At 59.2% G+C, this 13780-nt stretch carries 16 protein-coding genes; 5 read left to right on the top strand and 11 right to left on the bottom strand.

The genetic code is table 11. The annotated features are described in order from the left end of the window. Positions 1-248 precede the first annotated feature (248 nt). A complete protein-coding gene (locus VDP61_RS13900) occupies positions 249-626 on the top strand; it encodes a DUF2237 domain-containing protein (RefSeq protein WP_323007455.1) in 378 nt (125 codons plus the stop codon). Between the two features lie 57 nt (positions 627-683). Beyond that, positions 684-1094 (top strand): group III truncated hemoglobin, encoded by a 411-nt coding sequence (locus tag VDP61_RS13895; RefSeq protein WP_323007454.1) that lies wholly within the window; start codon positions 684-686, stop codon positions 1092-1094. A gap of 59 nt (positions 1095-1153) precedes the next feature. On the opposite strand, the gene trpB is transcribed toward VDP61_RS13895, so the two are convergent. The 11 genes from trpB to VDP61_RS13840 all read right to left on the bottom strand — a co-directional run bounded on the left by trpB (position 1154) and on the right by VDP61_RS13840 (position 12042). Then, positions 1154-2386: a tryptophan synthase subunit beta gene (trpB, locus tag VDP61_RS13890; protein WP_323007453.1), complete on the bottom strand. Its 1233-nt coding sequence runs from the start codon at positions 2384-2386 to the stop codon at positions 1154-1156. A 217-nt stretch (positions 2387-2603) separates the two neighbouring features. Then, a complete protein-coding gene (locus tag VDP61_RS13885) occupies positions 2604-3050 on the bottom strand; it encodes a GNAT family N-acetyltransferase (RefSeq protein ID WP_323007452.1) in 447 nt (148 codons plus the stop codon). Then, positions 3047-3685: a phosphoribosylanthranilate isomerase gene (locus VDP61_RS13880; RefSeq protein WP_323007451.1), complete on the bottom strand. Its 639-nt coding sequence runs from the start codon at positions 3683-3685 to the stop codon at positions 3047-3049. The genes VDP61_RS13885 and VDP61_RS13880 overlap by 4 nt, the downstream gene beginning before the upstream one ends. A gap of 3 nt (positions 3686-3688) precedes the next feature. Continuing rightward, complete coding sequence (locus VDP61_RS13875) at positions 3689-4051, bottom strand: LapA family protein (RefSeq protein WP_323007450.1); 363 nt, start codon at positions 4049-4051, stop codon at positions 3689-3691. 9 nt (positions 4052-4060) lie between these two features. Next, positions 4061-4342, bottom strand: a complete 282-nt coding sequence (ihfB, locus tag VDP61_RS13870; RefSeq protein WP_323007449.1) for an integration host factor subunit beta — start codon at positions 4340-4342, stop codon at positions 4061-4063. Positions 4343-4532: 190 nt separating this feature from the next. Next, complete coding sequence (rpsA, locus tag VDP61_RS13865; protein WP_323007448.1) at positions 4533-6215, bottom strand: 30S ribosomal protein S1; 1683 nt, start codon at positions 6213-6215, stop codon at positions 4533-4535. Between the two features lie 219 nt (positions 6216-6434). Then, complete coding sequence (locus VDP61_RS13860) at positions 6435-7067, bottom strand: NAD(P)H-dependent oxidoreductase (RefSeq protein ID WP_323007447.1); 633 nt, start codon at positions 7065-7067, stop codon at positions 6435-6437. A 286-nt stretch (positions 7068-7353) separates the two neighbouring features. After that, the gene (locus VDP61_RS13855; protein WP_323007446.1) at positions 7354-7965 is read right to left on the bottom strand and encodes a d(CMP) kinase; all 612 of its coding nucleotides are present in this window, start codon (positions 7963-7965) and stop codon (positions 7354-7356) included. 197 nt (positions 7966-8162) lie between these two features. After that, positions 8163-9275, bottom strand: a complete 1113-nt coding sequence (locus VDP61_RS13850) for a cystathionine gamma-lyase (protein ID WP_323007445.1) — start codon at positions 9273-9275, stop codon at positions 8163-8165. A 3-nt stretch (positions 9276-9278) separates the two neighbouring features. Beyond that, positions 9279-10622, bottom strand: a complete 1344-nt coding sequence (gene aroA, locus VDP61_RS13845) for a 3-phosphoshikimate 1-carboxyvinyltransferase (protein ID WP_323007444.1) — start codon at positions 10620-10622, stop codon at positions 9279-9281. 247 nt (positions 10623-10869) lie between these two features. Then, on the bottom strand, positions 10870-12042 hold the full coding sequence (locus tag VDP61_RS13840; protein ID WP_323007443.1) for a MalY/PatB family protein: 1173 nt from the start codon (positions 12040-12042) through the stop codon (positions 10870-10872). A gap of 198 nt (positions 12043-12240) precedes the next feature. On the opposite strand from VDP61_RS13840, the gene def (VDP61_RS13835) reads away from it, so the two are divergent. From def (VDP61_RS13835) to def (VDP61_RS13825), 3 genes are read left to right on the top strand one after another with little or no spacing between them, the layout of a single operon-like run. Continuing rightward, positions 12241-12762: a peptide deformylase gene (gene def / locus VDP61_RS13835; RefSeq protein ID WP_323007442.1), complete on the top strand. Its 522-nt coding sequence runs from the start codon at positions 12241-12243 to the stop codon at positions 12760-12762. Then, a complete protein-coding gene (def, locus tag VDP61_RS13830; protein WP_323007441.1) occupies positions 12762-13244 on the top strand; it encodes a peptide deformylase in 483 nt (160 codons plus the stop codon). The genes def (VDP61_RS13835) and def (VDP61_RS13830) overlap by 1 nt, the downstream gene beginning before the upstream one ends. Next, complete coding sequence (def, locus tag VDP61_RS13825) at positions 13241-13735, top strand: peptide deformylase (protein ID WP_323007440.1); 495 nt, start codon at positions 13241-13243, stop codon at positions 13733-13735. Before def (VDP61_RS13830) ends, def (VDP61_RS13825) begins: the two co-directional genes overlap by 4 nt. Positions 13736-13780: the final 45 nt, after the last annotated feature.

Below are 13780 nucleotides of genomic sequence, written 5' to 3'. Positions count from 1 at the left end.
CCGATGGGGCCAAAGCGGTTCGTCCTTGCCTTGAAACAAGGCCCATCGTTTAACGCGTTGAAACCTTTGATTTCAGGCGCAATATGTGAGGAAGGCGTTTAGGCAAAACGCTTTGTCCCAGCAGTATCGCCATTTCCCCCCCATTGCGCTGCTGTATCGCCAAGGGCAAATCAACGATTTCAGCCCCCGACACTGGCATTTCGGCTGTAAACCCTTACAGTTTGGACAGGCATCACAGGAGACAGCGCATGACGGCATCCAAAGACCCATCCATCAACGTGCTTGGCGGCGCGCTTGAAGGCTGTTCCCGCGCGCCGATAACGGGGTTTTTCCGCAATGGGTGCTGTGACACCGGCCCCGAGGACCGCGGGCGGCACACCGTCTGCGCCGTGATGACTGCAGAGTTTCTGGCACTGTCAAAATATCTGGGCAATGACCTGTCTACGCCCCGGCCCGAATTTGGCTTTGCAGGGTTGAAGCCGGGCGATCGGTGGTGCCTTTGCGCGAGTCGTTTCTTGCAGGCCCATCACGAGGGCGCCGCCCCGCAAGTGAACCTTGCCGCCACCCATATTCGTACACTGGACGTTGTCGCACTGGATATTCTACAGCGCTATGCGCCTCAATAACCGGCCTGCGACAGCATAGCCCTTGCCATCGTTTCCACACAGGTTTAGCGATTTCCCATGACCCTTGCACGTTTTCCCATTACCGCAGAACAAATCTCCGGCGTTGTCGCCGAGTTTTATGCTGCCATCCGGGCTCATCCCAGCCTTGGGCCGGTCTTTGCCGCCCATGTCACCGATTGGCCCGCGCATGAAGAAAAGATTGCCCGTTTCTGGCGCAACGCAATCTTGTTTGAACGCAGCTACGATGGCAATCCGATGGCGATACACCGCGCCGCGGGCAATGTGCGCCCCGGCATGTTTGATGATTGGCTGGTGCTGTTTGATTCTGTGCTGCACCGCCGCCTGCCCGCCGAGACGGCTGCGCAATGGTCGGCCCTTGCGCATCGCATCGGGCGCGGGCTGCGCATGGGGGTCGTTGATGATCTTACCCCGCCCGGCGGCATCCCCCGGCTGCGGCCGTCAAGGTAACCCCCCAACGGCCGCAAGCGTCAGATTTTCATTTTTCAAAGCCCCGGCGCCCGTAGGCGTCAAATCTTCATTTCAAAGCCAAGATGCTTGGCCACGGTAAAGATGTCTTTGTCCCCACGCCCACACATGTTCATCACGATGATATGGTCAGCGGGCAGCGCCGGCGCGATTTTCATCACATGGGCCAGCGCGTGGCTGGGTTCCAATGCCGGGATAATACCTTCCAGCGCGCAGGAAAGCTGAAACGCCTCCAGCGCCTCGGCGTCGGTGATGGAAACATATTTCGCCCGCCCGGTATCATGCAGCCAGGAATGTTCCGGCCCGATGCCAGGGTAATCAAGACCGGCCGAGATTGAAAACCCTTCCAGAATCTGGCCATCATCATCTTGCAGCAAATAGGTGCGGTTGCCGTGCAAAACGCCGGGCCGCCCGCCGGTCAGCGATGCGCAATGTTCCATCCGGTCGTCCACGCCTTTGCCGCCTGCCTCGACCCCGATGATATTCACCGACGGGTCATCAAGGAACGGAAAGAACAACCCCATTGCGTTAGAGCCGCCGCCAATGGCCGCAACCAGCGTATCGGGCAAACGCCCCTCGCCTTCCTGCTCGGCCAATTGCCAGCGCACTTCCTTGCCGATGATGCTTTGAAAATCGCGAACCATCGCAGGATAGGGCGCAGGCCCCGCAACGGTGCCGATGCAATAAAACGTGTCGCGCACATTGGTCACCCAATCGCGCAACGCATCATTCATCGCATCTTTCAACGTGCCACGACCAGAGGTTACCGGAATAACCTCGGCCCCCAAAAGCCGCATCCGAAACACGTTGGGCGCTTGGCGTTCCACATCATGCGCGCCCATATAGACCACGCATTTCAACCCGAATTTGGCGCAAACAGTTGCCGTTGCAACCCCGTGCTGGCCGGCGCCGGTTTCTGCGATAATCCGGGTTTTGCCCATACGGCGCGCAAGGATGATCTGGCCCAAGACGTTGTTGATCTTATGCGCCCCGGTGTGATTCAACTCATCACGCTTCATATAGACCTTGGCACCGCCCAGTTTCTGCGTCAGCCGTTCGGCGTAATAGAGCGGGCTGGGGCGGCCAACGTAATGCTTCCACAAATCCTCCATCTCGGCCCAGAATGTGGGGTCGGTCTTGGCGAATTCATAGCGTGCTTCCAGTTCCAGGATCAGCGGCATCAGCGTTTCCGACACAAAGCGCCCGCCAAAAATGCCAAAGCGGCCCTGCTCATCCGGGCCTGTCATGAAGCTGTTGATTCCGTCCTCGGCCATGGTATCCCCCAAACTGTTCCGCCTGTCCATTTAGCGCAGGTGGCAGGCATTGGAAACTGCTTCCAGCCGATTTGCCTGTGGATGCGTCGGATTATAGCGTTTCGACGTTAACTTGAAACACAGCCCCTCACATAACCCGTTGAAACCTTTGATTTCAGGCCGTGATAGCGGCACGAGGGTCAAGGCGAAACGCTTTAGGTATTTTGCCGGGGTGAAATCAGTCGAGGCGCTTTTTATACCCGATATGCGAAGCGGTATAACCCGCCCGTTCGTAAAAGCGCTGCGCCTCATCGCGGGTTTTATCGCTGGTCAATTGCATCAAGGTACAGCCCGCATGGGTGGCCCGCATTTCCGCATCGCGCATCAGCGCGGCACCAACCCCTTCCGAGCGCAGCCTGGCCGAAACCCGCACCGATTCCACCTGCGCCCGGCGACTGGCGCGCAGGGACAGCCCCGTGATGAAGGTAAGCTGATAGGTTGCCATCACGCGCCCGTCCGTCTCACCGACAATCAGGCTGTTGCCATATTCATAGGACATCGCATCGAAAGCGGCGAAATAGTCCTCCATCTCAGCGGTTTCGCGGGACTGGCCCAGCGCGTCTTCACGCAGCAGCGCCACGATGGCAGGAACATCCGCGCGCAGCGCCTCTCGCCATCGGATCATTGTGCAGCCTTTACAAAACTGGCGATCAAGGCCGCATCCTTTACCCCCGGCGCACTTTCAACCCCCGAAGACACATCCACCTGCCGCGCCCCTGTCAGCAAAATGGCCTCGGCCACGTTTTGCGGCGACAACCCCCCGGCCAGCATCCACGGACGCAACCATTTGCGCCCCACCAGCAAACGCCAATCAAAGGCCAAACCGTTGCCGCCCGGCAAATCGGCCCCTTTGGGCGGCTTGGCATCAATCAAAATCTGGTCGGCGGCCAGCGAATAGTCAATCAGCGCGGCCAAATCGCCTTCATCCGCCACGCCCACCGCCTTCATCACCGGCAGGCCATAACGCGCGCGGATTTCGGCCACCCGGTCCGGCGTCTCGGTGCCGTGCAACTGCAAAATATCAAGCGGAACCGCTTCCAGTATCCTATCAAGCGTCGCGTCATCAGCGTTTACCGTCAGTCCAACCTTGGCCAGTCCGGGGGGGGCGGCAAAGGCCAAAAGGCGCGCCTGATCGGTGGTCAGATGGCGGGGAGATTTGGGAAAGAACACAAATCCGGCATAGGCTGCCCCCGCCGCAACTACCGCCGCGACATCCGCCTCATTGCGCAGGCCGCAAATTTTAACCCTGATATCTGCCATATCTCAGCCCGCTTTTGCGGGGCGGTCCAGCAGGGCCAGAACATCGTCTTTCGGTGCAGGCGCGCTGCGCCGCAGGGCTGCCAGCTCTCGCTCCAACCGGGCGATTTCGCGGGCGCGGTTGCTTGCCGTTGCGCGGTGCTTGTGTTCACGGAACCATTCCCAGACAAACCCGATCATCAGCCCGGCAATGATCCCGGCAAAAATGACCAGATAAAGCGGAATTGTAAGCGTGTAATGCAGGCTGGCAAAAGCAGCCATATCCGGCGGCAATGCGTTCAGGGTTACAGGGGCACGATTGGCAATCGCCACTGTCAGCAAAACAATCGCCAAAGTAACAAGCAACACATAACGCAGATACCGAATCATATTGGGCCCTTACCTACTGTTCAGCCGGTCGCGCAGCAGCTTGCCGGTCTTGAAGAAGGGAACCTTCTTGTCTTCGACCTGAACCGATTCGCCCGTCCTTGGGTTACGCCCCGTTCTCGCATCTCGCGCCTTTACCGAGAAGGCGCCAAATCCGCGCAGCTCAACCCGGTCGCCGCGCGACAGGGCCTCGATGATTTCTTCAAACACCGTATTGACGATACGCTCAACATGGCGCTGCGTCAGATGCGGATTCTCATCCGCGATCTTCTGGATCAATTCCGAACGGATCATCCGTTTATACCCCCATGCGCGTCAACGATCTTTTCGCCGCCGACCCATTATACGGCTCAACTATAGGGAAAAATTCGGTTCTTACAAACAGGAAAACCAAACAACTCCGTGCATTGCTGCACATAATCAAAGGGCCCCACCTTGCGGTGGGGCCCTGAAAGCGTGTTTTAGCAGCCTGACCAAGGTCAGATCAGTTTTTGTCGCCCTTCAGCGCCGCGCCAAGGATATCCCCCAAGGACGCGCCCGAATCGGATGATCCGTATTGCTCGACGGCTTCTTTCTCTTCTGCGATCTCACGCGCCTTGATCGACAGACCCATGCGGCGGGTCTTGGAATCGATATTGGTCACGCGCACGTCGATCTTGTCACCTACGCCGAAACGCTCGGGGCGCTGGTCGGCACGGTCACGCGACAGGTCGGAACGACGGATGAAAGATTTCATACCGTTGTAATCAACCTCAACGCCGCCTTCTTCAATCGCGGTCACTTCAACCGTGATGATAGAGCCGCGCTTCACGCCATCAACCGCATCGGTGAAGGTGTCTTCACCAAGCGCTTTGACCGACAGGCTGATACGCTCTTTTTCAACGTCCACTTCGGTAACAGCGGCCTGAACCGTGTCGCCCTTGCGGTAGTTGGCAATCGCATCTTCGCCGCGCTGGTCCCAGGACAGGTCGGACAGGTGAACCATGCCGTCGATGTCGTTATCAAGGCCAACGAACAGACCGAATTCGGTGATGTTCTTGACTTCGCCTTCGATATTCGTACCAACAGGGTGGGTTTCTGCAAACACTTCCCATGGGTTACGCTGGGTCTGCTTGAGGCCAAGGGAAACGCGGCGCTTGGCGCTGTCGATTTCCAGAACCATGACGTCCACTTCTTGCGAAGTAGAAACGATCTTGCCGGGGTGCACGTTCTTCTTGGTCCAGGACATCTCGGACACATGAACCAGACCTTCGACACCAGCTTCCAATTCGACAAATGCGCCGTAATCGGTGATGTTGGTAACGCGGCCCTTGTGCACGGTGCCAAGCGCATATTGCACTTCAACCGCATCCCACGGGTCAGACTGCAACTGCTTCATGCCAAGGCTGATGCGGTGCGTTTCTTTGTTGATCTTGATGACCTGAACCTTGACGGTTTCGCCAATCGCCAAAATCTCGGACGGGTGGTTCACACGGCGCCATGCCATGTCGGTGACGTGCAGCAAGCCGTCAACGCCGCCCAAGTCAACGAACGCACCATATTCGGTGATGTTCTTGACCACGCCGTCAACGGTCTGGCCTTCGGTCAGGTTGCCGATAACTTCGGCACGCTGTTCGGCGCGCGATTCTTCCAAAATGGCGCGGCGCGACACAACGATGTTGCCACGGCGACGGTCCATTTTCAAAATCTGGAACGGCTGCTTCATGCCCATCAACGGGCCGGCATCACGCACCGGGCGCACGTCAACCTGGCTGCCCGGAAGGAACGCAACAGCGCCGCCCAGATCAACCGTAAAGCCGCCCTTGACGCGCCCAAAGATGGCACCATCAACACGGGTTTCATCGGCATAGGCACGCTCAAGACGGTCCCAGGCTTCTTCGCGCTTGGCCTTGTCGCGCGAAATCTGTGCTTCGCCGCGCGAGTTTTCAACGCGGTCAAGGAACACTTCAACTTCGTCGCCGACCTGAATTTCAGCGGTGCCGCCAATGTCAGCAAATTCTTTCAGATCAACGCGGCCTTCCATTTTATAGCCGACGTCGATGATGGCCTGGCCCGCTTCGATCGCGATAACCTTGCCTTTGACAACAGACCCTTCCTGAGGGGTGTCAATTTCGAGGCTTTCTGCCAAAAGCGCTTCGAATTCTTCCATAGTGTTCATAGTAGCCATTAAAATCAGTTTCCTTTTCGTCTTTTTTTCACGGGCCTTGCGGTTGTCTCCGCCGGTCTTTGGGTGGGGCCTTTGCGAAAATCCAAAAACGCGCCGAAATATGGCGCGCAACAGAATCCCCCTCAGGTTGGGCGTTTCATAAGGCGTTTGGGCCTTGCTGGCAAGGGCAGTACGCAGATCCGGGCAGGCATCCGCTACCCGGATCGGCGCGCCACAGTTTTACTCGACCACGGTCACAAACTGATCCATCGGGCGACGTACTTTTCTGGCCCCTGCCAGCCAGTCGCCCTCAGGCGCCCGGTAGCCCAGCGGCAAGATCGCCACAGTCTTCAATCCACGCGCGCGCAGCCCCAAAATCGCGTCAAACCTGTCGGGGTCAAACCCTTCCATCGGTGTCGCGTCCACCTCTTCAAAGGCGGCAGCCGTAACCGCAAGCCCAAGCCCGATATAGGCCTGCCGCGCCGCGTGTTCAAAATTCGTGCGCGCGTCCCGCGGCACATAGATGCCCTTCAGCCGGTCAAAATACCCGGTCAGCGTGTCTGATTTCATGCCGCGCTGGTCCTCGGTCATCGCCAGAACGCTGTCAATCCGCGCGTCTGTGTAGGTATCCCATGCCGCAAACACCAAAACCGCCGAGCTGTCGGTAATCTGGCCCTGGCCATTCCCCGCCTCGCGCAGTTTTTCACGGATCTCGGGATTTTTCACCACAATCACCTCAAACGGCTGCAACCCGCTTGAGGTCGGCGCAAGTCGAATCGCTTCCAGTATCCGGTCCAGTTTATCTTGCGATACCTTTTTCGAAGGGTCCATTTTCTTGGTGGCATAGCGCCAGTTCAAACGATCATTCAACATATCATATTCCTGATTCCGCCAAAGTCTTGGCCTGTTATCCTTGCTTGCCCAGCCCAAATAGGCGCATGGCTGCACAAGGCAAAGGCGCAGGAGCGCAAAGCCTCTGTGCAAAAATCGCACAACTCAACTGCGGTGCCCATCCAACGCAGCCTGCGGCTATCAACAGCGCCAAATGGTAACGCTGCGGCACGGGTTGCACGCGTTATACCAAGGGCCAAGCCTGTAGGGGCGCTTTCCTATCAATCCTCTGCCGGTCCCGAGACGAGGCAAGAAGCCAGCGATCCGTTCACAAATCCGCCCGGCCAAGCCGCGCGGCCACCAATGCCACCGCTTGCGCCACCGCTGCATCGCTTGACAGCGCCGACGTATCCAGCAAGACGGCATCCGCCGCCGGGCGCAGCGGGGCATCGGCGCGGTTCATATCGCGGTCGTCGCGTTCGCGCACCTGCGCCAGCACATCCGCATAGATCGCCCCCGCCCCCTCGCCCCCCAATTCCAACCAACGCCGCCGGGCGCGGATTTCGGCACTGGCGGTAACAAACAGCTTCACCTCGGCTTGCGGGCAAATGACGGTGCCAATATCGCGGCCGTCCAGCACCGCACCGCCCTCACGCCGCGCAAAAAGGCGCTGAAAGTCTTTCAATGCGGCGCGCACCTCTGGCATGGCGGCAACCTTGCTGGCCGCCTGCCCTGCATGAAGACTGCGCAGGTCGGCCCGCGCCAGATCCTCGGAAGTCAGGCTTTTTGCGGCAAGAATAGGGTCGCCCCCCTTCACCCCGACAGCGCGATACAGCAGCCCGGTATCCAGATGCGCAAACCCGAACCGCGCCGCCACCCCCCGGCTAATCGTACCCTTCCCCGCGGCGGCAGGGCCATCAATCGCAACCGTAAAGATCATCCCTGGCCCTTTTTGCACTTTCAGACTTGACGACCGCATCGGGCGCCGTCCCCTCCTACCTCAAGCCGTGAACCTGTTTCAACCGGCGCGCGCCCTGCAGATCAAAATCACCGGATTTCATCCTGGCAAAACTACCTGCGCCACAGACCCGCCTACAGCAGGTGGAAACGGCCCCCGTTTGCGCGGCGCAACCGAAATCAGCCCGGATTGCCCAGCGCCTCCGCAATCGCGTTCCACAACGGTTCTACCGGCTCCACCCCGATTGAAAGCCGAATGAACCCCTCGGAAACCGGGTCGCCCCAACGCGCCCGCCTCTCACCTGCGGTATGCGTACCGCCAAAGCTGGTGGTCTGCGTGATGAAAGGGCAAGCGGCCAAAAACGCCTCTGCCGCAGCGCCGCTTGGCAATTCAAACCCGATCAGAAACCCGTAACCCGACATCTGGCGGCTGGCAATCTCATGCGACGGATCACTTGCCAGGCCCGGAAACCGCAGGTTGGTCACGCCCGGATGCGCCGCCAACCGCTCTGCGATCACCTGCGCACTGGCACACATCCGCTCCAACCGCACTTCCAGCGTTTCAAGCCCGCGATGCAAAAGCCACGCCTCAAATGCCCCCGGCACCGCCCCCGACAGTTTGCGCCAATTGCGCACCCGTGCCGCCAATTCGACATCCCGCGTCGCAACATGGCCAAACAAGATATCCGAATGCCCGCCCGGCGCTTTGGTATCGGCTGCGACCACCATGTCAGCCCCTAAATCAAGGGGCCGCTGCAACAGCGGCGTCATCGTGGTATTGTCCACAATCAGCAGCCCGCCCGCCGTGCGCACCCGCTGCGCGATCAAGGCAATATCACAACATTCCAAACCGGGATTCGACGGGGTTTCAATAAACACCACCGCCCCGCCCGAAACATCTGCCGTCGCGATTTCGGCAGTGGGAACCTCGATCACCTCCACGCCATAGGCCGCAAGAATCTCGGCCGAAAACACCCGCGTCACATAATACCCATCCGACGGAATGATCAGCCGTTTCCGGTCGGTCAAAACCGCCATCAAGGCCGCCGAAATCGCCGCCATTCCTGATGGGAACGCCACACAGGGCGCATCCTCCAAAATCCCCAGCTGCGCCTCGACCGCCTCCCAGGTTGGCATCGCCATACGGCCATAAACATGGCTGGCCCCCTCAACCTCGGGCAGGTGATAGGTCGTGGCCGAGATCAGCGGCGGGGCCACTGGCTCACCTTTTTTCAGCTTTTCCGCGCGGTGATGCAGCATCTTGGCGAAACGCGCTTTTCCTTGATCTTGCATGGTTCAGCCCTTTGTCAGCGTGGCACCCAACCCCGTCATCAACCCCTCGAACAGCGGAAAAGACGTAAGGATGGGCGAGGCATCATCAACCGTGATCGGTTTTTGGCTTGCCATCCCCGCGACCAGGAAAGACATTGCAATGCGGTGATCAAGATGGGTCGCGCAGGTCGCGCCACCGGGCACAGCCCCCGGCCCCATTCCATGCACGATCAGCGTATCCTCGTCTTCCTCAATCCGCACCCCGCAAGCCTCCAGCCCCCTTGCCATCGCATCAATCCGGTCCAATTCCTTGACCCGCAATTCCTTGACGCCGCGCATGACGGTTTTGCCGGTTGCATTCGCCGCAACCACCGACAGGATGGGGTATTCATCAATCATTGACGGCGCGCGCTCTGGCGGCACCTCAACCCCCTGCAAATCCGAGAAGCGAACCCGCAGATCTGCAACCGGCTCGCCCCCTTCCTCACGCGGATTTTCAAAGGTAATATCCGCGCCCATTTCGACCAGGGTAATATAGATCCCGTTGCGCGTCAGGTTCTGGCTGACACCGGGAACAAAAATATCCGACCCCTCGACGATCAACGCCGCACAGACCGGAAACGCCGCCGAACTTGGGTCACGCGGCACCGCCACGGTCTGGGGCCGCAACTCGGGGCGGCCCGTCAGGGTAATCACATTGCCCTCGGCCGTCTTTTCCACGACCAACTCGGCGCCAAAGCCCAACAGCATGCGTTCGGAATGGTCGCGCGTGGCCTCGCGCTCGATCACAACCGTCTGGCCCGGCGCATTCAGCCCCGCCAGCAACACCGCCGATTTCACCTGCGCCGAGGCAACAGGCAACGCATAACGCACTGGCACCGGGTTGGCCGCGCCCACCACGGTCATCGGCAAGCGCCCGCCTTTGCGCCCGTAAGCCTGGGTTCCGAACAGTGACAGCGGGTCCGTCACCCGCCCCATCGGTCGTTTGCGCAAGCTGGCATCCCCGGTAAAGGTCGCCGTCATCGCGGTGGTCGCCATGCAGCCCATGATCAGCCGCACACCCGTTCCCGAATTGCCAAAGTCGATCACGTTTTCCGGTTCGCGAAACCCACCCACGCCCACGCCATGCACCGACCACATGCCTGCCCCATGTCGCGCAACCTCGGCCCCGAAAGCACGCATTGCAGCCGCTGTATCCAGCACGTCCTGGCCTTCCAGCAGCCCGGTAATCGTGGTTTCCCCCACCGCCATCGCCCCAAAAATCAGCGCCCGGTGACTGATGGATTTATCGCCCGGCACCTCTGCCAGCCCGGTCAAAGGGCTGGATCTTGTAGCGGTCATCATTTGCGCAGCGCCGTGGCCTGACATAGTGTTCTCCTGCATATCTTGCGGATTTGGCAAAACTTTGCCGTTTGATAGCCCATGCATAACGGGGCGTCCACATTGTATCAGACCCGGATAGCCGCGCGCAAATTCGGGCGACAAGACACGGGCATCGGGCCGGGGCCATAAAAGCAGACCTTTACAATCCGAAGCCCCGCCCTGACGCTGCGATTTCATCTTGGCAAAAATACCCGCCGCGCCTTGCCCTTGGCTTGCCGCCCGCCATTCCTAATCATTGCAAATCAGAAAACGCCGCCTTCAAACGCGCAACGGCCTCTACGATCCGCGCGCGCGGGGTGGCGATGTTGAACCGCAAGCAATCCTCGCCGCCTTTGCCAAAGCTCGGCCCGGTATTGGCCGCTATTTTGGCCGCGCCTTGCACCCGGTCGGTAAATTCCTCGCGGCGCATCCCTGTGCCGGAAAAATCCACCCAGGCCAGATAGGTTGCCTCCAAAGGCATCGACTTCAAACCGGGAATCGCATTCACACCCTCATCGAATACCCGCCTGTTCTCGTCCAGATAAAGCATCAGCGCATCCAGCCATTCCGCGCCTTCGGGGCTGTAGGCCGCTGTCGCCATGAACAAACCAAACGAATTGGGCGATATTCCCAACCCATTCACCACCGCCGCAAACTTTGCCCGCAGCACGGGATCGGGAATGATCACATTGCCGATATGGCTGCCTGCAATGTTGAAGGTCTTGGTCGTCGCCGTCATCATCACCAGACGATCCGCAATCTCGGGCGCGGCCAGCGGCATCACCGTATGCTTGGCGCCCGGGAACACCAGATCATGGTGAATTTCATCCGACACCACAATCAAGTCATGTCGCTTGGCAAATGCAGCCACGCCGCGCAGTTCTTCCACGCTCCAAACCTGGCCGCCGGGGTTATGCGGCGAACACAGGATAAGCATTCGTTCAGCCCCGGTCATCTGGGCATCCCAGGCGTCAAAATCCATCACATGGCGACCGGCCACCACAGGCATCTGGCATTCCACCACGCTGCGCCCCGCGGCTTTGATCACCCGCGCAAAGGCATGATAGACCGGGGTCATCAACACCACCCCATCGCCGGGCGCAGAAAACGCCTGCACGCACAGCCCGGTGCCGTTCACCAAACCATGCGTGGTAAAGATTGATGCCGCTTCAACATCCCAGCCATGGCGGTTTTTCATCCACCACTGAATAGCCGCCAGATAGTCGCCATCATCGCCAAAATAGCCGTAAATCCCATGCGCGATCACCTCTTCCAACGCCTTTTGCACACAGGCAGGGGGGCGAAAATCCATATCTGCCACCCACATGGCAATGCCATCCTTTGGGGACACGCCATACAGCTTTTCCATCTCATCCCATTTCACCGAATGTGTGCCGACGCGGTTGATCTCTTCATCAAAAGTCATTGCTGTTCCCTGCATTGTTTCCCCACCCTAACGCCCCGATTTATACCGTTCCAGTGCTGGAATGTTTGGGGTACAATCGGCAGGGTAAAGGTTTTTGCCGAAAAACCGTATCCTTTTGCGTCACCGCCTCAAAACACGCCGCAACAACCATAACACACAGCATTGCACCAAAGCGCCGCATCCCTTACATCATCGCCCATGATAAGAAACATCCTGATCCACCCCGACCCGCGACTCAAGAAAATCTGCGCCCCTGTGGACGCGGTTTCACCCGAGATTGGCCAGTTGGCCGAGGACATGCTGGCCACCATGTATGACGCCCCCGGGATCGGCCTTGCCGCGCCTCAGGTCGGTGCGATGACCCGGCTTTTGGTGATGGATTGCGTGAAAGACCCGGCAAAAGCGCCGCGCCCGATGGTGCTGATAAACCCCGCCATCACCTGGAGCTCTGAGGAGACATCGGTTTACGACGAAGGCTGCCTGTCGATCCCCGACCAATATGCCGAAGTGACCCGCCCCGCCAAGGTCCGCGTCGAATGGCTGGGCCTTGACGGTATCCGCCAGGAAGAAGAGTTTGAAGGGCTCTGGGCCACCTGCGTCCAGCATGAGATTGACCACCTGAACGGCAAGCTGTTCATTGATTATCTCGGGCCGCTGAAACGCCAGATGATCACCCGCAAAATGGAAAAGCTGAAACGCGAATTGGCGCGGAACGCCTGATGGCCCTGCGTTCAATCTTGCAGCTTCCCGATGACCGCCTGCGCCAAACCTGTGCGCCAGTCACCCGGTTTGATGCCGCCCTGAAGCACCTGAGCGATGAGATGCTGGAAACCATGTACAGCGCAGCGGGGCGTGGCCTTGCAGGCCCGCAAATCGGCGTGATGCAGCGCATTTTCGTGATGGATGTGGGCTGGAAAGAGGGGCGGCCAAGCCCCTTGGTCTGCATCAACCCCGTTATCAAGGATGCGGCAGGGCTGGCGGCAAACGATGAGGCCTGCCTGTCCATCCCCGATCAGCCCGTCCGTATTTCGCGCCCAGCCCTTGTGCGGATGGCGTGGCAAGACCTGGCTGGCCGCGACTGTGAGGGTTTCTTTGACGGCTTCGCCGCCGTTTGTGCCCAGCACGAACGCGACCACCTCGACGGCATCCTGTGTATTGACTATCCCAATCTGCCAAACCCCGTCTCGGAGGGGCCAGCATGACCGCCCGCCGCTGCATCCCGTGGCCCGATAAACGGCTGCAAACCGCCGCCGCCCCAGTGGCCGAAATCACCGATGAAATCCGCGCTATCTGGGCCGATATGGTCGACACGATGGAGGCAATGCCGGGCTATGGCCTGGCCGCCCCGCAAATCGGCGTGATGCTGCGGCTGGCTGTGGTTGACTGTTCAGCCGAGAGGGGCAAAGCCGTGCTGATGGCCAACCCCGAAATTCTTCACGCCTCGGCACAACCGCGCGACCATGATGAAGCCAGCCCGAACCTGCCCGGTGTCTTCGCCAAAATCACCCGTCCGCGCGCGGTAACGGTGCGCTATCTGAATGCGGCGGGCGAAATGGAAGACCGCGATTTCGTGAACCTCTGGGCGACCAGTGCACAGCATCAAATCGACCATCTGAACGGCAAAATGTATTTTGACCGCCTAAGCAGAATGAAACGCGATATGCTGCTGAAAAAGGCCCGAAAACTATCATAAGCCCCCCCCTGATCAGCCATGAAAACAACCCCAAAAGGAAAAGCC

The organism is Pseudorhodobacter sp., from assembly GCF_034675685.1.
Classification (GTDB): domain Bacteria; phylum Pseudomonadota; class Alphaproteobacteria; order Rhodobacterales; family Rhodobacteraceae; genus Pseudorhodobacter.
Note: the sequence above shows the minus strand (reverse complement) of the source record. Positions and strands in the feature narration are given on the sequence as shown.